This window comes from Pseudomonas sp. IPO3747 (assembly GCF_013385245.1).
In the GTDB taxonomy this organism is placed as follows: domain Bacteria; phylum Pseudomonadota; class Gammaproteobacteria; order Pseudomonadales; family Pseudomonadaceae; genus Aquipseudomonas; species Aquipseudomonas edaphica.
Genome location: NZ_JACAQL010000025.1, coordinates 134,699 through 156,303, shown reverse-complemented (window position 1 = coordinate 156,303; position 21,605 = coordinate 134,699). Strand labels below are relative to the sequence as shown.

Sequence of the window (21,605 nt, the reverse complement as noted above, 5' to 3'; positions counted from 1 at the left end):
AAGTCGACGTCTGATAGAACCCAGGATGGTTCAGTAGTAGCCTGCCGTAGCCAGTTTTTTCTCCGTTCGGAATGTTTCGGCTGAAACCAGCAAAGCTTTACCTGTAGCTAAGCAGGCGCCCAGCTATGTGGTAGCAGTCGCTCGATCTCGCTGGCCCGCTGCGTCGGCAGCTGCGTCAGCACATCCTTGAGATAAGCATACGGATCATGCCCGTTCATACGTGCCGACTGGATCAGGCTCATGATCGCCGCCGCCCGTTTGCCGCTGCGCAGCGACCCAGCAAACAACCAGTTCGACCGCCCAAGCGCCCACGGCCGGATCAAGTTCTCGATCTGGTTGTTGTCGATGGGCACAGCACCATCGTCCAGGTAGCGCGTCAGCGCTACCCAGCGTTTAAGGCTGTAATCCAGGGCCTTGGCCGTAGCAGAGCCCTCGGGCACAAGTTCGCGTTGGGCCAGCATCCACTCATGCAGTTTTTCAGCGATGGGCACCGCCGTTTCCTGGCGTAATCGCCAACGGTCTTCGTCGCTCATTTCCTTAGCGTGTCGCTCGACTTCGTACAGCCCGCCAATCGAGTGAAGCGCCTGCTCAGCCAACTGGCTTTTATTCGCGACGTGCAGGTCGAAGACTTTGCGGCGCGCGTGGCCCGGCGGTTGGCAAAGAGGTAGGCGCAGTGCGGCTTCGCCGCACCGAACACGGCAACCACCCGGGCCAGTGCAGTGTCAGTGCCGGCTCGCATGTCCATGGGCTGGGTGGCGAGCCAGATGGAGTCGATACGAATCATTGGGCCAGGCCACGGATAAAACACGCGCAGCCGTCCGGATCTGAGGCTGGCCATTTTACGGTGACGGATTTATCGCCCAGAACCAGTGAGATGATCACCGTCTCTTCTGTTGCGCGCTTGGGTGCAGCTTGTACGGGGATGAAGGCCGGCAGAGTTGCGGGTGATTGATCCCGGTAAATCGGTAGCCACTTGCGGATCACGTTGGCGTTGATGCCGTGATGGATGGCTACGCTGGAAATCGTCGCTCCAGGTTGCAAGCATTCCTGGACGACCTGGGCTTTAAATGGTTTGGGGTAAGAGCTGCGTTGGCGCATGGAAATCCTGGCGATAAGGGTGATCGCGTCCGCTTAAAATACGCGGACACCATCGCCCTAAATACTGGAGTTCGGTAGGTGTGATCGCCATCCGCTTACATGGCACTCTGTCGGCGCCGATGCCGAGGTGACACAGTTGCCGGCATTTCACTGCCACAGCCTGACTTCTCGTGAATCACTGTCTGCTGGATTTTTGCAGGTTTGGAGATTGGGCAGTCTTACGTCGGCAACTGGATCAATCTGGGGGCAGCGCCAACACATCGCCCTCATCGAAGGGATCGCTTGGTGACTTTGGCGGAGCATTACAGAATGGTGACATGCGGCAGATATCCGAAGTCTTCAGATTAAAATCCTGCCCGTAAAAACAAAAAACCGCCGCTGGTAGCGACGGTTATTAGATTGTGTGGCCTAGTAAACGATAACCACATCGATTATGCACAGCTAGAACGTTCGCGCGCTTGCTTAGCGAGCTTATCTTTCTTTTCTGCGCGCTCATGCTCTCGATCGTTCAGAAAGTCGCGAAGGTGGCTCTGGTGATACTCACTGGCAATGGCTGCTGCTTCAAATACAGGATCCAACACATACTCATCGACAGGCTTCGCCTTCTTCGAGTAAACCGATTTACCACCAACGTAAAGGGTTATAGCCATGAATTTGATCCTTGGAGAATGAAATCAAGATCTCTCCGCCGTAAATATTCGACTGCCGACTCCTGGATGCGTTCAATGCATTCCAAGATGTCATCGTAAGCCTGCTCAAGGGAATCATCGAAAGGCATGGTTCCGTCGATGATTATAACGATTGGCCTAATTTTCGCCATCTCCCCGTGCATTTTGCCGAGGAACGGCGCTTTAGGGGGTGGCGTGAGTACCTTTGCTATCGGAAGCCAGGGGCGGGGCGTGACACGGAAGCACATGAACCATTTAACCTGGTCCCACATCTTATCGAGAGCGTGCAGTTCCATATCTTCATCCCAAGGCAGCGCCGCCACCACCGCCCCCTCTGACCAGGCAATACCAGCTGCTGAGCCGATAAGAGGCAGCGTAATCTTGCTATCCGGGTGATGATCCATAAACCCTGCCTGAGAAACTAAAGATAGGCTATTCATGGCACCCGCACGCTGTGCACCTATCGCAACCCTGATAGTGTGCCCCTCTATCGCTTCACTGAACCATCGGCCGCGATAATTGGCCAACTGTGCGATTATCCCCGCCTGCAAAACGTTTGTGGCATCGCTGATAACGTCCGGATATGTCGTCAGTTCCCGACGAAGCTGATGGTGCACTTGATTTCGCGAGCGCCGGACCTCTTCATAAATTTCGTCGATAGGTGCGTCGAAATCGAGCAGACCAAGTCGGCATCGAAGCGGTATTTTAATAATTCGACCCACTGCCCGGGTGTGGATTTCGCCGGTACCCGAAACGATCGCATTAATCACAGACCCTAGCCAATGCTTGGCCTTGCTTGCTGCAGCCGTCGGGACGTTTGGGCTAATCCCTAGCGCGATTGTCGTTGTTCCGGGGTAAATCAATCTCTCCTCATCGAATGGCCACGCAGGCAAATTCGACATAAGTCCGCCATCGAAAAAACTACCCGATACATTTCGGTCGAGGTTTTCCGTACCGCGCCTGAACTTGAGCGGCCAAGGACTGAATATAACGGGAAGGCAGATAGACGCAGCTACCGCATCGGCAACAGGCGTATCGGGGGTCCGCTCAAAACAGAACAACTCAAGACATTCTCCAAGGATATTCGTGGAGATGATTTTAAGAGGCAGCCCTCCGTTGTCCTTAAGGTCACGGAAAGTGATGTTGTGCTTTTCGACTCCTAGCTTCTTTCTGATTGCACCATCTATAAGGCGGCGAACCTCCCCTACGGTCGAAATTCCGCCCGACACCCACCGAAGAGCTACGCCAAGAGCTATAACGCCCAACGTGGAAAGGCCGGCGACAAATTGCGCGATAGTTGGACAGGTCGCCAGCAAAATGAAAAACAGAGCCAAGGCACCGTAGAACCAATAGATGTTCGGTTTGCCGCCAAGGTAGGGGGCGATCATCTTGAGGTAGAAGGTTTTAAAACTGCGGATATGAGCTGGCAATGACCTGCCAATTGTCAGAATTCGCCAAGCTTTTTTGGAAAAAATATCTGTAGCTCGATGAATACCAAGCTCAGGCGTTATGGTCTGGAAAAGGTGCTTTTCTTCATCAGGATCTACAAGCTCCTTTCCCGTATAGCCAGATGCGATGAGTGCCGCGATCATCGATCCGGCGGATGTGCCAGCTACACCCTTGATTTCTAAATCAAGATCATTTATCGCCAGTAAAGCCCCAGCATGCACGACACCTTTGGCTCCTCCGCCCTGAAAAGCGAGAAATACAGGATGTCTACTTTCCATAGTGATGACCTTGGCGTTATTCGAATGATGGTTGATGCTTATGAAATAGGAGGAGGCTAACCGACCGTCATGAGAAAAATAGTGGCGCAGAGTTAACTAGTTTAAATTCAGCCAGATCAAGAAGCAGAATTGTATTCTACGCAGTGGCAATCTGCTATAGATTTACCGATATGAACCCCATGTGGGCATCAAGGATACGATGCCATCGGAGTGCTTCCTCATAAAAATTGCGGTGAACAAATGCAAGAGCTGACAGTGCTTGATACGCCCGCCACCCGGCTTCAAGGGATGGAGCTTTCAGATGGCTGGATTGTAGAGGAGCTGATTGCTTGTGGCAGAGGCGGCACGCACGCCGATTGCTCTGGTGGCACATACTCAGTCGCCTACCGAGTCCGAAAAGGAAACTCGGTTGCATTTCTCAAAGCTCTGGATCTCGACAGCGTTATCACAGATGACGGCGATGATGATTTCGTCGATAGCATCAACCGTGCAACCCAAGCATTCGGAGACGAAAGACAGCTAAATGAGCTGTGTGCCAAGAGTAGGATGCGCCAAGTCGTTACCATACTCGGCCATGGGACTGTGAAGGTTGATCGCAAGCCAGAAGACCATGTTCCACGAGTGGCATACCTGATTTTGGAGCTGGCGGATGGCGGTGATGTTCGTAGCCACATCACTCAAACTTCAAACACAGATTACGCTAAAAAATTTAGCTACCTTAAAGATGTGCTTTTGGGAATTGGGCAGCTTCACAATGAAGAAATCAGCCATCAAGACCTCAAACCATCGAATGTAATGGTCTTTAGCCAGTTCGGTGCAAAGGTCGGCGACCTAGGTCGCGCAACGATTAAAGGATACGGCAGAGGCGCCTTTGAACAGGACAGCATTGCAGGAGACTACGGTTACGCGCCACCCGAGCAGCTGTACGGGCACGTCCCTACCGAGTGGATTGACCGCAGGCAGCGGGCCGACCTTTATCAATTCGGCTCGCTCGTCTGCTTCCTCGTTTTAGGGTTCACGGTCAATGCCTTGATTAAAGAAAGACTTCCAGCGGCAGTTGGTCCCAAACACTGGTTTCCCGATCAAGCGGGAGGAAGCAGCTATACGCAAGCACTTCCTTACCTGGAATCTGCGTTCTACGAAGGTTTGCAGGATTGCAAAATGACCTTGCCTGCATGGGCAGCAGATAAGGTTGTCTCACTTATCAGTCAGTGCTCAAATCCAGATTACTCGAAGCGCGGAGCCAAGCAACTGCTCGGAAACGCAGGGCTGGGGCTGGGATTAAATCGTTTCATTAGTGCGCTGGAGAACTTGAGAACAGAGGCAAAGAAGCAAGCGATCCTTGAAGGAAGAAGGCAGAGCATATGAGCTTTGGCAAGGAAGAAGCGGACAGGAAAGTTATTCCAATTTGGGACAAATCCAGGCTGGCCTCAGCCCTAGAGGAAAACTCGGCCATCAAACCCGTGGCTCACCGGACGTCAAATTTTTCAGAATCTAGCAGGCTGATCAATGAGCTCGCCAGGTCCTCACTTGTTGGTACGGCAGTAGAGTTGTTGAGCTCGGCAACGCTGGAGAACAATTACGAAGGCCTCAACGTAGCGTCCAGGCGGATTATTGAAGACGGCAGCCTCCCCAAGTCCGTTCTTAGTATGGCTAGGAGAGTATTGGATCAGACTGAGATGGAGTCACCGGTAACCGAACCGAAGATCCGTATCGCTTCACTTCGAAATAGTCTTCGTACAAGCCCGCGCAATACTTTGGCATGGGTAGACCTAGCGCGGGAGTACCTTTCCCTAGGTCAAACCAAACCCGCAGAGCGCGCCATGACTGTGGCTTTGAATCTCGCTCCAAGCCATCGTTGGGTATCCCGTGTTGCTTCAACGTTGTTTATCCACCTTGAAGAGTACGAAAAGTCCCATTTTTTGCTCGCAAAACACCCTGCCTTAAGAAGTGACCCATGGATTGCTTCCGCCGAGCTATCGGTAGCTCAATTGATGGGTAAAACAAGCCGGAATTTGTCCGCCGCGCGCCGAATACAGGAACAAGGTTTACACCCTCGCCATACTACTGAGCTCGCGAGCTCATTGGGTACGCTAGAAATTGAAAGCGGCGCAATGAAACGAGGGAAAATGTATTTACGAAATTCGCTGCTGTACCCCAATCGAAATACACTGGCTCAAGCAGTTTGGGCAGAGCAACGACATGACATCAAATACGCCTCGCACACTCAAGTGCAAAGCCTGGAGATCGCTTACGAGGCCAAAGCGAGGGAAAGCTTCATCCAAGGTGAAGCAGATTCAGCGATAAGCCACGCTCTGGACTGGTTAGAAGCGGAGCCTTTTTCAAGCAAGCCTCCTGTACTGGCCAGCTATATCGCATCATTAGATGATAGGTATGAGCAAATGCTCCAGATCACCACGAGAGGGCTGATCGCAAACCCGGGCAACTCAATCTTAAAGCTCAACCGAGCCTATGCAGAGCTCGCTCTTATAACGCCACTCCAACCGACCTCCAAGGACGTCGCAAAAATAACCGAGTGGACATCACTTTTCGACAGTGCGCTTAAAGAGGGCGGCGCCAATCACGCCCAGGCTCTCGCGAATTACGGCATGTTGTGCTATCGGATGGGCGCTTTGGAGCAAGGTAGAAAATATTATGAGGCTGCAGAAAAGGTTTGTCAGTCAGACAGTTACCACGATCCAGTTCTCTGCACTATCTACCATGCACGTGAAGCGATACTTGCTAAAGCGGAATGGGCCTCGATGGTGCTGGTGCGAGCCCAAGCTGTAACTCTGAAGATTAGCGACGTGGGAAAACTAGAAGGAACAGACAGCCTAAGCAAGATTATTCGCTTACATGAAAATCCAGATGGTTACCGAGAAATTTTCAAGCTGCCGGTCGAAAACCATCAGGCTACAGGAGAGCCTTCGGGACATCTTAAGTTTGCTGACTCTATCTACCATGGCTTGAGCTTCCATCTCCCTGAAGGATTCGAGCGTATTTGATAAAAGTAAATCGCCTCTAGGGGAGCAAGTAAACCAGGGATCTGAAAGCGGCCTGCCGCGGCCCACATGGTCATGGACTGATAGGCTCGTAGCCTGTCCGGTTTTGTGGCGGCAAGTCCATGTTGTTTGAACGCTACTGCCCAACGCGCGTAACGATCTGATTTCATCACATAGAAAAGACCCAAGCCGTTTTACACATGACTAAGGAATCGCTATTTGGGCTTCGTCGGCTTGGGCGGTGCTACCGTATCGATGTAGTCGAAGAATGCACTCGCTTGCTCCTCTGCCGACAGTTGAACTAATGAGGTGGACCGACGTTTTTTGGATAGTTGGGGATCTGTCTGAACGAGAACGTCCACAGACTTCTGAGCCGCTCGTTCGTGCTCAGTCAGCGCTGAATCGAAGACCTTAGAAATGACACGCTGATGACGGTCATCACGCGTAAACTTCACAACGTTCGACTTCATCGGCTCGGGCACATCAAACGGGCATACCAAATGCAGCTGCGCTTTCTTAGGCCGCCCGCCTATTGCCAAGTATTGCAATTCCTCCACCTGACCGGCGCCTACTGTGTAGGCGGTAGACCGGTACGCGTTAAGGATGTCTATAACATTCACCGACTGCCGACCCGCGCTGCGGCATTCCACATATGCAAGCTTCAAAAGCAGCGTTACCAATCGCTTGATCCCAAAAGTACAACGGTATACCTCCTCAGCAAGCTCAACGATGTCCGCGCTAATGTAACCATTGCTCACCCGCAGGCATTCAGCGATGTAATCTATCCAATCCTGGCTATTGGGCTCTTCCGGTAACATCAGTCGAGGAGCAGCAAGCAGCCGCTGAGTATCTTCGCTGTTTCGCTTAAGAAGCTTGTGGGCCAGACTGTAGTTGCACACGAAAACCATGGGTGGGCCAATCGCTGCCATGGTCAACAGGATATCAGTCACCATTGCGGCCCCAGACCCCGTGCTGATGTGTTGCATCTCCTCCAGTATCGTGAGAGAGACCCCATGCTTGTTAGCCGCTCGTCGCGACTCCTTTAGAAGTATGGCAACAGTGCTCATGCGAAGCTTCGGGTTATCTCCAAAAACAAAGTTCTCAAGAAGAGCTTTGCCGCTCGCCTTACCTCTAGCACTCGCATACCAATGCGACAGCAGGGGCACGGTGCCTTGGTAAAGATCGCACGACAGCTCTGTTGGCTGCGGTAGTACCTTGCGCAACGCCGCAATGGTTTGGCTTTTTCCAATCCCGGCCAACCCCGTTAAGCACAGGGGGGATACTTCGACCTCTGGTGGGTTGAATACCCTCGCTGAGTATTGGGCCTCGCTCGAGAAGAGCTGCTGGCTGTGTAATGACGCCCTGCCCACCATCTCTTTGATGAATGCCAGGGAAAACTGATTGGGGATAAAAATTTGTTTAAGCGTACTTTCCAACAGCTCAGCTGCAATCAGAGGATCGAGGGATTCCAGTCCCGCTGCAGGCTCTGGTCTTACGGTGACCTTGGTACGGATCTTTTCTGAGTCCAGGCAATCACTGAACCGGGTGTCGGTTAGAGTGTTCATCCGGTTTTACCTGTTAAGCGATCATAGTCGTCTGAATCTCGCCGCGCCGACGAGTCTTTTGGAGGACGCCCCGGTTTTCGACTACCGCCGAATGCGTCCTCCCCTGTGTTCTGCTTGAACTTGTCCCACATATGCTGGTTCGTGGCTGGGGTTTCGTCGCGAAGCACAGCCTTACCTTCGTGTCTCATTTGATCAATGACTTGGAGATCCCGTAGCGAAATATCCCCGAACCCCTCACGGGTCCTTTGAGAGCGGAGGAAGTCGAGCTCATAGAGCGTGCCGTTTACCTCAATCCATATGTGCCGTACGCACATTGTGAGGGTGTAGGCTGATGTAGAAATCACGCCGTTCTTCGCTACCCGATCAAATACACCTGTCTCGACCAGCGATTGAGATCTGTACTTACGCCCGTAAAAGTACACCGCATCCTTCTGGATTGTGGCTGGTCTTTCCGCCAGGAACTTCCTGACAGCAGTATCGGGATGCATCGTTTGGCCTGAGTTTCTGGCGCGCTTGTCCCAGTACTGAAAGATCGCAACCGGTGTAGGCTTAACTCCCGCCAGTACCAGCTCCTCATCCATTCGACGACTGGCGTCTGACACACGATTATCCAGTAGTACCTGTACGATTTCTCGTTTCGCCATCTGTACGAAATTCAGCGTGCTGTGGAAATAGCTGGGTTGATCCCATGTTTTCTTGTCTCTCGGGTGGGATGACTCCACCGTCGCTTTGGATTGTCCAGAGAACACAGGAGTATTCTCAAAGGTGCCTAGCCAACTGATTTCGGGCTCCACGTCGTAGTTAGCTCCCGGACCGCGATCGAATACGAGCGCCCCAGATAGCCCCTGACTTGGCCAATCATCCGACTCAATGGTAATCCCGAATAGCTCACAATATTTGACCTTATCGCTAGCCATCGAATACAGGCACATTCTGTAGGCGTCCATGCTTTCCTTTCCATCAGCGAAACCGATGCCCAAGATTAGTCCCGAGAGTCCACACACGGCTCGAACGACGCAAAAGCTATCGACCGCGCTACCCTCCGTTACTCCGGAAAGCTTCTCGGAGATGTAATAGCCATCAAATTCGACACGCTGATTCACGTTGAGCAGTCGATCCGCGAAGCTTCCCAGAGATCCCGAGATAGCACGCGTCTTGTGCGTCCCTCTAACCCCAATGGATCGCTGCTTAGGATTGATCGACTGTTCAATCTGATATCGGACTTGGGAAAACGTGGGAAAAGGTTCACCGTTGGGATGAATGAACCTGATGCCATCGCTACCTTTCTTCGCCACACACCCAAACACCTTGGTAAGAATTTCCGCATAAATGGTGTTTGCAGTTTTGTAGGGAGAACGGTAAGCGATATATCCGGAAAGAATCTTTTCTTTCATCGCTTGGTCGGACCGAAAGCCCCAGCTCTTACCATGTAGCGATGGGCGCCCTAATTTGCGGACGTATGACGGATTATCTCGATTCCACCCACCAATACGATGCAGCGGCGGCATCAGCGCCCATTTGTTGTGGCCGAACACGATGTAGGTATAGAACCAGAGCCGTAGGCGAGCAGCATTTTGCTCAGGCTTGTGAGCCTTGGCGTGTGCATTGATGATGGCGTCTGGGCTGTCACTGGAGAGTATTTCGGCGAGTCTTAAGACCAGATCAGAAATGGCAGCGAAACGACGGTTGACCTTCTGATCATAGCTTTCCTTGGAAGACACACGTCGGCTCTCTCGATGCGATATGGAAATGCCTCCAACAGGCTCAAGCCATGGGGGAGTATTGTCTGTTATACCGACCTCGAGTATCAGTCCATCCTCAAGCGCGTCTTCAAATTCGATTCGCGTCAGCGTAATGAGAAGTGAGGCAAGCTCATGATTGCCGTCATAAAACTCAACCAGGCGGACTCGGTTGGTACTGCCGTCACTGTGGAGGAAGTGGTAGATCTTCCCCCTTTCCAGAGACAAAAAACCCTCAGGCGCGATCAGTCTAGCGCCCGAGATCACGACGCTATCCCCTGAAAAAGTGATGCGTATATCTGAAGAAGATCACCTCCTTCCATGTCGAGAGGCTGATCGATGAGTATTGGTTTTAAGAAGTTGACCAGGAGCTTGCGTTGCCAGATGTCCTGGTAGATTTTCGCAATGAATTGATCCCGACTCGCCCAGCATTTCGCGTATCTGATCGCAACGTACGCTACAGGCTCGCCGGCAAAAGCTGCTTCCTGGACCGAAGAGCTAAAGTCATCTAGCAAATTAGGACATAGCGACAACGGCAGCTCGTGGGTCATGAATAGCAGGTCCAAATTGGCAATCACTGTAGGGGACAGCTCATCCATGGACATCTGCACAGTTCTGACGCCAGCGCTGGCGTAGTAGAGCTTTTCCAACTCGGTTCGAAGGGAAGCGTGCGCGCGATCTTTCTTTTGCTGCACCGGGGTTTTTGCAGCCGTGATCCGACGTTCACCGAATGCCGCTTTGCTGTCCTTCACCGTCCAGTTGATCGCATATGGAATGCCTTCCTGGTCCTTCAGATACAACAGAAGGTCTCCTTGGTAGGGGAACGGCATTTTCACCCGCCGCCCATCGGCCAAGTCCACACCGATCTCGTGATGCTTAAATCCCAACTCCTTGGCTATCTCTACCGTCCCAGTGACTGGACAGAGGAAGTGGCCCTTCGTGAGTGGATGACCGCGGAGCGGATGCCCGGAGCTCAACGGCCACAGCATTTTCTGCTCGTGAAGGTCGATCAAATCGGGATGGTAGAGCGCTAACTGACTAAAGACCTTTTCTGGAGTCGAAAGAGCATGTATTGCGCGGCCCAGCCTTCGACTATTGAGCCGGCTTATGCGAGATCCCTTTGGTGCCTCCCGGGGAATTGCTAACGTCGCCGGGATGTACGTGTCGCCCCATTCGAACCGACCTTGTCGGCTCATTATGAGCTCCATTCTTTTCTGCGGTGTCATACAGATAGTCCAATTTCTATAGGGCACCACTCAGTCATAAAAGCTGGGGATAAAATCAATGACTTACGTGGAGCCCTTGCCGTTCGGGCACGAGTACATCAGCGCTTCTGTGGATAAAGCGCATTTCTTGTGGATGAACGAATCCTTGCGAGGCTTGACGCCTCACAACCAGAAATAGAGAATGGAATGGTCAGCCGGTTAAATCTGACTTATCCACAGGGACTCAAGGTCGCACTTGAGTCCCTGTCTCTAATTAGTTCGTAACGTAGAAATTTAATAGTTAATCATCGGTAGCCTCGGTGATTCCGCCATTGCTTACCCCATAGTCAGTTATCACTCTACCTTCTCTGGGTTTAAACGCGCATAGAAGAAGCATATTACCGTTAGGACGGCGACAGTGACAACAGATAGCGTTGTTCCCGTCGGTGGGTGTTCGTGGGCTATAAGAGGTTAATCGACAAGCTCTCATAATCATTTCTTACTTAAAATATCCAGTTATACGATTTGGAAATTAAAAGCCTAATTAAGAATTTTGGAATACCACTGTTATAAAAATAAATCTCCCTCCGTGTAGAAGCATTTCCTAGTCTTAATGCTCTATCGAGGATGGACTAATGAGCATCTGCATTTCAACAGCGCCCACAGAAGTGCTCAAATGGTTTGAAGATGAAACCTTCTACAGCCTTTGCAGCCGCCAGCACTGCTGGTTGGGGCATATGGATACGCCGGCAACGCTAGAGTGGCTCTATGGCCCTAACTACCGCTCAGTAACTCACGATTTCCCTGGCAATCTCGATGCGCTAAGCAGCCGTCTTACAGATTGCTGGGGCGACGTAGAGTCCATAATCTATGGACACACCATCTTCCCGTTATTTCGCCCATTCCAGTGCCAGACACAGATCCAAAGTGTAGAGACGTTGATGAGAGGTCCATCAGTCGGCTCACTGAAATATCGTTTAGGGTTGCTAACAGGCCGATTCGGGGCTGAGCACCCCTTGAAAGGATGTTCCATCTGCATGGGCCGAGATCTGAGTCTACATGGCGTAGCTTACTGGCATAGGAGCCATCAATATCCAGGAGTGCTTTTGTGCCCAATACACCATTCGCCTCTGCTGGTAAGTGCAATCAATCGCCCATGGTCAGGGCGCTTTCGCTGGGTCCTTCCGGAAGAGCAATATCTGGAACCCTATACATCAGTCCTTCAATCGAACAGTGCAGCGCGGTCTATTGGAGGCGCTGTTTTGGATCTGGCATCCCTCCCATTATCGAGACGTTTTGAACCATCCATAGTCTGCACCGTGTATCGAGGCTTTATAGATAGACCTGCGCATAACCTATCAACTTTTTTGGAACACACTAACTTACTGCAGCCGTATTCACCGTTCACATCACTCCCTACTACTAATAAGCAAGCGAAGATGTTCATCTCGCAAATGTTAAGAGCCCCACGTGGCCACCACCATCCATTGAAGCACTTGACGTTAATAACTTTCCTTTTCGACAGCTTCGCTGAATTCGTAAGTGCGTATGATCGCATGGTAATTTCGCACGATGAGCAACCCCATTTCAGAGTTAGTGCTAATAAGCGCCTCAAAACAACGCGAGTTTTAACATCCCCGAATCGCCAGACTATAGCTCGCAAGCCAAAAAAGCTAAAACCTCCTATACGGGCTAGCATAGTTCGGCTCTTGTTAACAGGATTACCAAAGCAGGATATTTGCTATAAATTCGATATCACTATCTGTACGCTAAATCGGATTATCCGAGAAGAAGAAGGCCTAAAGTATAAAAGGAAAGAAATTGAGCTGGAGTTAAATCTACAAGCGTATCAATCAGCGTGGACAAATGCAGTCTCTTTAAATAAAGATGCTAGTGCCAAAAAAATACGATGTGTTATTCCTGAAACCTATGCTTGGCTATATAGAAATGATCGAGAATGGCTGAATACGCAAATCCGCAAATTGCCGTCAGGGCGTTGCGGAAACAATTCTAGATTGAATTGGGATGAGCGTGACGTGTCGCTTGTCTCTCTGGTCGAGACCGTCTTAAAAGAAAGCGCTCAAAAACCGGATGGAGCACATATTAAAATGAATGATATTTATCGTTTGGTGCCTATATTGTATCGATCCCTCGAGATAAAGGACCGCTATCCGAAGACTAGAGCATTAATCCGCGAAATTATTTGTGGACGATATTAGTTCTTATAAACTCCGCTTACTCTGATGTTTGACGTTCAAAATTATGCATCGCTATAAACAAGCGGTTTTTTTGGGGCGGGAAAGTCGCAGCACGTATACCTTGCCTTTTTTCTACGGGCGAGACTATCTAAACTTTCAGATTCCGCAAAATCTTTAAACGGATACGGACAAGACCAATACCCCATGCCATGCGCTTCATCCTCTTGTACAAACTGAAGCGACTCGAATCCACCAGAGTTATAAGTATGCCAAAGAGAGTCTATAGGACGAAAGCTAGCGCTGGCTGCTCTCAGGCTATTCAGAAAATGATCGAAGCTGTCAAAATAAACTATTACCATGTCAAAATAAGAGAAGCTCAGCACATTGACCATCAGTCCGTTATTTTGGGACTTGGCACAGCTCATCGAATGTATGCGCTTATCGAGCCATTCTAGGTCACTTTCAAGTTGATCGATACGTTCAGACGTTGTAGATCTAAGTTGAATCAGTCTTTCTATTAAAACGCAAATGGCTTTTTCAATTGGAATATGGAATGAGCATTGATAGAAACCCACTACGAAAGAGGCCAATTTAGCATCCACTTCATCAACACCGGTGTCTGCAACTACCTCATTCAGATATCTGCCATTGCAGCCACTCCACATTACTTCCAGCCCATGATTATCGACCGAAAAATGTTCACCACAAAATGGACAGTTGTGAACCAGCTTGGTTGAATGCTTTGTACAAACATTCACATCGCTGTGCAAGGGACGGCGCCAGTACGAATAGCCCAATGACTTTATGTCGTCTGATAAACAATCAGGGCAGAACGAGTGTGAAAGCGCGCTGCTCTCAATTACATATCTAGAATTGGTGTAGCTGGCTAGCGAATATGAAATGTCATGATCATCCTTGAAAACTGAGTTCATTGGATAGTTAGTATGCTCATGCAGAAGCCGATTAAACCCATGACATCCTGACCAGCCAAGGATGGAAGCAATCTTTCTAACATCCTTGGTTAGGATATTCCCATTGGCTAACGAGGAAAGCTCATGTTTTCCGAAATTCAGGTACAGAGTCCGCGCTACGTATGAACGCAAAGACTCACCACGCTGGATTCTGAGACGCATCGAATCCCCAGTGATTGGCATTTCTTTCACCACGACACAACCGACGATCAAGAAATGTCGAGAGGCTACCTAGCCTGGCAGCCCCATCGACAGTTTTAATTCGCAAGCGACAGCTTTAATTCACAAAGACCACAAGGGCCTCCAGGGTATGGCCTATTACTCCACCGTCACCGACTTCGCCAGGTTACGCGGCTGGTCAACGTCAGTGCCCTTGAGCACAGCAACGTAATACGACAGCAGCTGCAACGGGATGGTGTAGAGGATCGGCGACAGGGTGTCGTGGATGTGCGGCATGTTGATGACGTGAGTGCCTTCGGCGTTGGTCATGCCGGCCTTTTCATCGGCAAACACGATTAGCTGACCACCACGCGCGCGTACTTCCTGCAGGTTGGATTTGAGCTTTTCCAGCAGTTCGTTGTTCGGCGCGACGGTGACCACCGGCATGTCGTCATCCACCAGGGCCAAGGGGCCGTGTTTGAGCTCGCCGGCCGGGTAGGCTTCGGCGTGGATGTACGAGATTTCCTTGAGCTTGAGTGAGCCTTCCATCGCTACCGGGTATTGCGCGCCACGGCCGAGGAACAGGGTGTGGTTTTTGTCGGCGAACAGTTCGGCGACTTTTTCCACGGTGCTGTCCATGGCCAGGGCTTCGCCCAGACGGGCCGGCAGGCGGCGCAGTTCTTCGACCAATGTGGCTTCGACGCCTTCGGCGAGGGTGCCGCGCACCTGGCCCAGGGACAGGGTCAGCAGCAACAGGCCAACAAGTTGGGTGGTAAAGGCTTTGGTGGACGCCACGCCGATTTCGCGACCGGCCTGGGTCAACAGGGTCAGGTCGGACTCGCGCACCAGCGAGCTGATGCTGACGTTGCAGATCGCCAGGCTGCCAAGGAAGCCGAGTTCTTTGGCATTACGCAGCGCGGCCAGGGTGTCGGCCGTTTCGCCGGACTGGGAGATGGTCACGAACAGGGTGTCGGGCTGCACCACCACCTTGCGGTAGCGGAACTCGCTGGCGACTTCGACCTGGCACGGGATGCCGGCCAGTTCTTCGAGCCAGTAACGGGCAACCATACCGGCGTGGTAGCTGGTGCCGCAGGCGACGATCTGCACATTGCGCACTTTGGCGAACAGCTCGGCGGCTTGTGGGCCGAAGGCGTTGACCAGCACTTGGTTCTGGCTCAGGCGGCCTTCCAGGGTGCGTTGCACCACAGACGGTTGCTCGTGGATTTCCTTGAGCATGAAGTGGCGGAATTCACCTTTATCAGCGGCCTCGGCACCGTCGCGGTATTGCACAGCTTCGCGCTCGACCGGCACGCCGTTGACGTCCCAGATCTGCACACTTTCACGGCGAATATCGGCGATATCGCCTTCTTCGAGGTACATGAAGCGGTCGGTAACCTGGCGCAGCGCCAATTGGTCGGAGGCAAGGAAGTTTTCGCCCAGGCCCAGGCCAATCACCAACGGGCTGCCACTGCGCGCAGCCACCACGCGGTCGGGTTGGCTGGCGCAGACCACGGCCAGGCCGTAGGCGCCGTGCAGTTCTTTGACCGTAGCCTTGAGCGCGACGGTCAGGTCGCCGAGGTCCTTGAGCTTGTGGTTGAGCAGATGGGCGATGACTTCGGTGTCGGTGTCCGAGGTGAACTCGTAGCCCAGGCCCTTGAGCTGTTCGCGCAGCACTTCGTGGTTTTCGATAATGCCGTTGTGCACCACGGCCAGGTCGCCGGAGAAATGCGGGTGAGCGTTACGTTCGCACGGTGCACCGTGGGTGGCCCAACGGGTGTGGGCGATGCCAAGACGACCCACCAGCGGCTCGCCGAGCAAAGCTTGTTCCAGCTCGCTGACTTTGCCTGGGCGGCGCATGCGCTCGAGCTTGCCGGCGTTGGTAAATACGGCTACGCCAGCGCTGTCATAGCCGCGGTATTCCAGACGTTTGAGGCCTTCAAGCAGGATGGCGGTGACGTTGCGTTCAGCGACTGCGCCTACAATTCCACACATGGTGTATCTCCTAGATGATTGCCGCGCATATCAGCGTAATGCCGCGGGCTTGGATCTGGTCGCGGGCCTCAAGCGGCAGGCGATCATCGGTAATAAGGGTATGGACGCTGCTCCAGGGCAGCTCCAGGTTGGGGATCTTGCGGCCGATCTTGTCGGATTCGACCATCACCACCACTTCACGGGCGACCTCGGCCATTACACGGCTCAGGCCCAGCAGTTCGTTGAAGGTGGTGGTGCCACGTTCCAGATCGATGCCGTCGGCGCCGATAAACAACTGATCAAAATCATAGGAACGCAGCACTTGTTCGGCGACCTGGCCCTGGAATGAATCCGAATGCGGGTCCCAGGTGCCGCCGGTCATCAATAACACCGGCTCATGTTCCAGCTCGCTCAGCGCGCGGGCCACGTGCAGGGAGTTGGTCATCACCACCAGGCCCGGCTGGTGGCCGAGCTCCGGGATCATGGCGGCGGTGGTGCTGCCGCTGTCGATGATGATGCGCGCGTGTTCACGCAAGCGCATGACGGCCGCCCGGGCGATGGCGCGCTTGTAGGCCGAGATGGGCTGGGCAGCGTCGCCGACCAGTTCCTGGGGCATGGTGATCGCGCCACCGTAGCGGCGCAGCAGCAGGCCATTGCTTTCGAGGGCGGCGAGGTCCTTGCGGATGGTCACTTCCGAAGTTTCGAAACGTTTGGCCAATTCGTCCACGCTGACTTCGCCCTGTTCATTGAGCAGGGTCAGAATGTTGTGGCGTCGTTGGGGTGTATTTCGTTTCGACATGGTAGTGATAAGTTTCGTTTCGAAAGATAACGAAGACAATCAAAACCTATTGGCGAAAGATCGTCAAGCGGCAAGCTGTAATTTTTACGCTGATTTTTACTAACACCACTCAACCAATGTGGGAGCTGCCTTGCCTGCGATGGCGGAGTGTCAGGCAACATTCATCGTGAATGCCAGACCGCTATCGCAGGCAAGGCAGCTCCCACAGGAGATAGCATTAGCTGGTGAGGTTGTGGATAACTCAGGTCTTTTTGATTTTGACCGGGCGTTTCCAGCCGTCGATGTTGCGCTGGCGGGCGCGGGCAACAGCCAGTTGGGACTTATCCACATCCTGGTTGATGGTCGAACCTGCCGCAGTGTTTGAACCATCCCCAATGGTGACCGGCGCAATCAGCGAGTTGTTGGAGCCGATAAATACATCCTCACCAATGGTGGTCTGGTACTTGTTGGCGCCATCGTAGTTGCAGGTGATCGCACCGGCGCCGATGTTGCTGCGCGCGCCGATCACCGCATCGCCGAGGTAGGCCAAGTGACCGGCCTTGGCGTCGTCGCCCATTTTCGCGTTCTTGAGTTCAACGAAGTTGCCGACGTGCGCACGGGCACCCAGCACACTGCCCGGACGAAGGCGCGCAAACGGACCGGCATCACTACCCTCGCCCATCACTGCACCCTCAAGATGGCTGTTGGCCTTGACCACCACGCCTTTGCGCAAGGTGCTGTCCTTGATTACGCAGTTAGGGCCAATTACCACGTTATCTTCGATGATCACACGACCCTCGAGGATTACGTTGATGTCGATCAGCACGTCGCGGCCCACGCTGACTTCACCGCGCACGTCGAAACGCGCCGGATCACGCAGGGTTACGCCCTGGGCCATCAGGCGGCGACCTTCACGCAGTTGGTAGTGGCGCTCAAGCTCGGCAAGCTGCTTGCGGTCGTTGGCGCCCTGCACTTCCATCGGGTCATGGGGCTGCTCGGTGGCAACCAGCAGGCCGTCACTGACGGCCATCTCAATGACGTCGGTGAGGTAGTACTCGCCCTGGGCATTGTTGTTGGACAAGCGGCTCATCCAGTCCGCCAGCATGTTGGCCGGCACGGCGAGAATGCCGGTGTTGCCTTCAGTTATCGCGCGTTGGGCTTCGCTGGCGTCTTTGTGCTCGACGATGGCCGCAACCTTGCCGCTCGCATCGCGCACGATGCGGCCGTAGCCGGTTGGGTCATCCAGCTCAACGGTGAGCAGGCCCACCTGGCCAGGTAGCACTTGCTTGAGCAGGCGTTGCAGGGTTTCGACTTCGATCAGCGGTACGTCGCCGTAGAGGATCAGTACGGTGTCGGCGCTGATGAACGGTACGGCCTGCGCAGTCGCGTGGCCGGTGCCCAGTTGTTTGTCCTGCAACACGAAATTCAGGTCATCCGCGGCCAGGCGTTCACGCACCACGTCGGCGCCGTGGCCGATCACCACGTGAATACGCTGGGGGTCCAGTTGCCGGGCGCTATGGATAACATGACCGAGCATGGAATTGCCTGCGACCGGATGCAGAACCTTGGGCAGAGCCGAACGCATGCGGGTGCCCTGGCCTGCGGCGAGAATGACGATTTCAAGAGACATGAATGGCTACCAATCCTGGGCGGTCCGACTTCAGACCAGAGAAGTGTTTTGCTGAAAAAGAAAAAGGGTAGCCGAGGCTACCCTTTTTAATCAATCGCGCTAGAAGTATTGCGGCTAGGCCGCTTACTTCTTGCGGATCTGCTGGAGCGTGCGCAGCTGGGCTGCAGCCTCGGCCAGACGTACAGCAGCAGCGCTGTAGTCGAAGTCCGCACCCTTTTCGTTCAGGGCCTTCTCGGCAGCCTTGACGGCTTCCTGAGCGGAGGCTTCATCCAGGTCGCCAGCACGTTGCACGGTGTCGGCAAGTACCTTGACCATGTTCGGCTGAACCTCGAGGAAACCGCCGGAGATGTAAAACACCTCACGTTCCCCGCCTTGCTTGGTCAGAGTGATCGGACCTGGCTTCAAGCTGGTGATCAACGGTGCGTGACCCATGGCGATACCAAGATCACCCAGATCGCCGTGTGCAATCACCATTTCTACCAGACCGGAGAAGATTTCCCCTTCCGCGCTGACGATATCGCAATGGACTGTCATAGCCATCTGATTGCCTCAACCTGATGAGCGCCCGTTTCCGGGCGCCGAGATTACAGTTTCTTGGCTTTCTCGATCGCTTCTTCGATGCCGCCGACCATGTAGAACGCTTGTTCTGGCAGGTGGTCGTAGTCACCGTTGAGGATGCCTTTGAAGCCAGCAATGGTGTCTTTCAGGGAAACGTATTTACCCGAAGCACCGGTGAAGACTTCAGCCACGAAGAACGGCTGCGACAAGAAACGCTGGATCTTACGAGCACGGTTTACCAACTGCTTGTCGGCTTCCGACAGCTCGTCCATACCCAGGATCGCAATGATGTCCTTCAGTTCTTTGTAACGCTGCAGCACGTACTGAACGCCGCGAGCGGTGTCGTAGTGCTCCTGGCCGATCACGTTCGGGTCCAGCTGGCGCGAAGTCGAGTCGAGTGGATCGACCGCTGGGTAGATACCCAGGGAAGCGATGTCACGGGACAGAACGACGGTGGCGTCCAAGTGGGCGAAGGTGGTCGCAGGCGACGGGTCAGTCAAGTCATCCGCAGGTACGTATACCGCTTGGATCGAGGTGATCGAACCTTCTTTGGTCGAAGTGATACGTTCTTGCAGAACGCCCATCTCTTCGGCCAGGGTCGGCTGGTAACCTACTGCGGAAGGCATACGGCCCAGCAGTGCGGATACTTCAGTACCGGCCAAGGTGTAACGGTAGATGTTGTCGACGAACAGCAGAACGTCGTTACCTTCGTCACGGAACTTCTCGGCCATGGTCAGGCCAGTCAGTGCTACGCGCAGACGGTTACCCGGCGGCTCGTTCATCTGACCGTAAACCAGTGCCACTTTGTCCAGAACGTTGGAGTCCTTCATCTCGTGGTAGAAGTCGTTACCCTCACGAGTACGCTCACCCACACCGGCGAACACGGAATAACCGCTGTGCTCGATGGCGATGTTACGGATCAGTTCCATCATGTTTACGGTTTTGCCTACACCGGCACCACCGAACAGACCGACTTTACCGCCTTTGGCGAACGGGCAAACCAGGTCGATAACCTTGATACCGGTTTCGAGCAGATCGTTGCCGCCAGCTTGTTCGGCGAACGAAGGTGCTGGACGGTGAATGCCCCAGCGCTCTTCGGTGTCGATCGGGCCAGCTTCGTCAATCGGGTTGCCCAGTACGTCCATGATCCGGCCCAGGGTCGCTTTACCGACCGGTACGGAGATGGCAGCGCCAGTGTCGACAACGTCCAGACCGCGCTTCAAGCCTTCGGTGGAACCCATCGCAATGGTACGAACCACGCCGTCGCCCAGCTGCTGCTGAACTTCCAGAGTGGTTTCCGCGCCTTGTACTTTCAGCGCGTTGTAGATGCTCGGTACGCTGTCGCGTGGGAATTCCACGTCGATAACGGCGCCGATGATTTGAACGATACGTCCGCTACTCATAGCTGGATCCTCTGAATATTTGAACCGTTAAACCGCGGCAGCGCCGCCGACGATTTCCGAGATCTCTTGGGTGATCGCAGCCTGACGCGCCTTGTTGTAGATCAGCTGCAAATCGCTGATCAGATCACCGGCGTTATCGGTAGCGTTTTTCATCGCGATCATCCGCGCCGCTTGTTCAGCTGCGTTGTTCTCGACCACCGCCTGGTACACCTGCGACTCCACGTAGCGCACCATCAAGCCGTCAAGCAGCTCTTTGGCGTCTGGTTCGTAGAGGTAGTCCCAGTGGTGCTTGAGTTCCTGATCCGGAGTCGCCACCAGTGGAATCAATTGCTCCACGGTTGGCTGCTGGGTCATGGTGTTGATGAACTTGTTGGATACCACGGACAGGCGGTCAATCCGGCCTTCCAGGTACGCATCCAGCATCACCTTCACACTGCCGATCAAATCATTGATCGACGGCTCTTCACCCAGGTGGCTGATAGCTGCAACGACGTTACCGCCGAAGTTGCGGAAAAAGGCCGCACCCTTGCTACCAACTACACACAGATCGATCTCGACGCCCTTTTCGCGGTTTACCGCCATGTCCTTGACCAGGGCCTTGAACAGGTTGGTATTCAGACCACCGCACAAACCACGGTCACTGCTCACTACTACATAACCCACACGCTTAACTTCGCGGTCGATCATGAACGGGTGGCGGTATTCCGGGTTGGCGTTAGCCAAATGCCCAATTACCTGGCGGATACGCTCCGCATAAGGACGGCTAGCAGCCATGCGCATTTGTGCCTTGCGCATTTTGCTGACCGCCACTTTTTCCATGGCGCTGGTAATCTTTTGCGTGCTTTTGATGCTCGCAATCTTACTGCGAATCTCTTTTGCGCCTGCCATGTAACACCTATCAGGTTAGCAAGCGGGAGCCTTGCGGCTCCCGCT

Annotated in this window: 17 protein-coding genes and 1 pseudogene; 3 read left to right on the top strand and 15 right to left on the bottom strand. The window is 53.4% G+C overall.

What is annotated here, in order from left to right; all coding sequences use genetic code 11:
- Positions 1–107 precede the first annotated feature (107 nt).
- From HX790_RS26390 to HX790_RS26370, 5 genes and pseudogenes are all read right to left on the bottom strand, one after another.
- Positions 108–644 (bottom strand): annotated as a pseudogene (locus HX790_RS26390) (IS66 family transposase); the annotation flags it as partial.
- On the bottom strand, positions 530–784 hold the full coding sequence (gene tnpB, locus HX790_RS29955) for an IS66 family insertion sequence element accessory protein TnpB (RefSeq protein ID WP_176992460.1): 255 nt from the start codon (positions 782–784) through the stop codon (positions 530–532). The gene tnpB and the pseudogene HX790_RS26390, both read right to left, overlap by 115 nt.
- Positions 781–1,098, bottom strand: coding sequence for a transposase (locus HX790_RS26380; protein ID WP_015885959.1), 318 nt, complete (start codon positions 1,096–1,098; stop codon positions 781–783). The genes tnpB and HX790_RS26380 overlap by 4 nt, the downstream gene beginning before the upstream one ends.
- Positions 1,099–1,529: 431 nt before the next feature.
- Positions 1,530–1,748 (bottom strand): hypothetical protein, encoded by a 219-nt coding sequence (locus tag HX790_RS26375; protein ID WP_176992459.1) that lies wholly within the window; start codon positions 1,746–1,748, stop codon positions 1,530–1,532.
- Positions 1,739–3,493, bottom strand: a complete 1,755-nt coding sequence (locus HX790_RS26370; protein WP_176992458.1) for a patatin-like phospholipase family protein — start codon at positions 3,491–3,493, stop codon at positions 1,739–1,741. Before HX790_RS26370 ends, HX790_RS26375 begins: the two co-directional genes overlap by 10 nt.
- 210 nt (positions 3,494–3,703) lie before the next feature.
- Here HX790_RS26370 and HX790_RS26365 point away from each other — a divergent pair, with 210 nt between their 5' ends.
- Together HX790_RS26365 and HX790_RS26360 are read left to right on the top strand one after the other, a co-directional pair.
- Entirely contained in the window at positions 3,704–4,861 is a 1,158-nt protein-coding gene (locus tag HX790_RS26365) for a protein kinase (protein WP_177037672.1), read from the top strand.
- Positions 4,858–6,498 carry a hypothetical protein gene (locus HX790_RS26360; protein WP_176992456.1) on the top strand — a complete coding sequence of 547 codons (1,641 nt, stop codon included), beginning with the start codon at positions 4,858–4,860 and terminating at the stop codon, positions 6,496–6,498. The genes HX790_RS26365 and HX790_RS26360 overlap by 4 nt, the downstream gene beginning before the upstream one ends.
- A 212-nt stretch (positions 6,499–6,710) precedes the next feature.
- Here the strand turns inward: HX790_RS26360 and HX790_RS26355 are convergent, their stop codons facing one another.
- The 3 genes from HX790_RS26355 to HX790_RS26345 are packed head-to-tail and all read right to left on the bottom strand — an operon-like array spanning position 6,711 to position 10,995.
- Positions 6,711–8,060 (bottom strand): transposase, encoded by a 1,350-nt coding sequence (locus HX790_RS26355; protein ID WP_176992455.1) that lies wholly within the window; start codon positions 8,058–8,060, stop codon positions 6,711–6,713.
- A complete protein-coding gene (locus tag HX790_RS29680; RefSeq protein ID WP_256349247.1) occupies positions 8,057–10,066 on the bottom strand; it encodes a transposase in 2,010 nt (669 codons plus the stop codon). The genes HX790_RS26355 and HX790_RS29680 overlap by 4 nt, the downstream gene beginning before the upstream one ends.
- Positions 10,063–10,995 carry a hypothetical protein gene (locus tag HX790_RS26345; protein WP_256349246.1) on the bottom strand — a complete coding sequence of 311 codons (933 nt, stop codon included), beginning with the start codon at positions 10,993–10,995 and terminating at the stop codon, positions 10,063–10,065. The genes HX790_RS29680 and HX790_RS26345 overlap by 4 nt, the downstream gene beginning before the upstream one ends.
- A 644-nt stretch (positions 10,996–11,639) precedes the next feature.
- On the opposite strand from HX790_RS26345, the gene HX790_RS26340 reads away from it, so the two are divergent.
- Positions 11,640–13,223, top strand: coding sequence for a TnsD family Tn7-like transposition protein (locus HX790_RS26340; RefSeq protein ID WP_176992454.1), 1,584 nt, complete (start codon positions 11,640–11,642; stop codon positions 13,221–13,223).
- Positions 13,224–13,264: 41 nt separating this feature from the next.
- On the opposite strand, the gene HX790_RS26335 is transcribed toward HX790_RS26340, so the two are convergent.
- From HX790_RS26335 to atpG, 7 genes are all read right to left on the bottom strand, one after another.
- Complete coding sequence (locus tag HX790_RS26335; RefSeq protein ID WP_176992453.1) at positions 13,265–14,335, bottom strand: TniQ family protein; 1,071 nt, start codon at positions 14,333–14,335, stop codon at positions 13,265–13,267.
- Between the two features lie 156 nt (positions 14,336–14,491).
- A complete protein-coding gene (gene glmS, locus HX790_RS26330; protein ID WP_017135114.1) occupies positions 14,492–16,324 on the bottom strand; it encodes a glutamine--fructose-6-phosphate transaminase (isomerizing) in 1,833 nt (610 codons plus the stop codon).
- A 10-nt stretch (positions 16,325–16,334) separates the two neighbouring features.
- Positions 16,335–17,102, bottom strand: coding sequence for a DeoR/GlpR family DNA-binding transcription regulator (locus HX790_RS26325; protein WP_017135115.1), 768 nt, complete (start codon positions 17,100–17,102; stop codon positions 16,335–16,337).
- Between the two features lie 241 nt (positions 17,103–17,343).
- Entirely contained in the window at positions 17,344–18,711 is a 1,368-nt protein-coding gene (glmU, locus tag HX790_RS26320) for a bifunctional UDP-N-acetylglucosamine diphosphorylase/glucosamine-1-phosphate N-acetyltransferase GlmU (RefSeq protein ID WP_017135116.1), read from the bottom strand.
- A gap of 123 nt (positions 18,712–18,834) precedes the next feature.
- Positions 18,835–19,251: a F0F1 ATP synthase subunit epsilon gene (locus tag HX790_RS26315; RefSeq protein WP_017135117.1), complete on the bottom strand. Its 417-nt coding sequence runs from the start codon at positions 19,249–19,251 to the stop codon at positions 18,835–18,837.
- Positions 19,252–19,295: 44 nt separating this feature from the next.
- A complete protein-coding gene (gene atpD, locus HX790_RS26310; protein ID WP_017135118.1) occupies positions 19,296–20,672 on the bottom strand; it encodes a F0F1 ATP synthase subunit beta in 1,377 nt (458 codons plus the stop codon).
- Positions 20,673–20,699: 27 nt separating this feature from the next.
- Positions 20,700–21,560, bottom strand: a complete 861-nt coding sequence (atpG, locus tag HX790_RS26305) for a F0F1 ATP synthase subunit gamma (RefSeq protein ID WP_010207685.1) — start codon at positions 21,558–21,560, stop codon at positions 20,700–20,702.
- Positions 21,561–21,605: the final 45 nt, after the last annotated feature.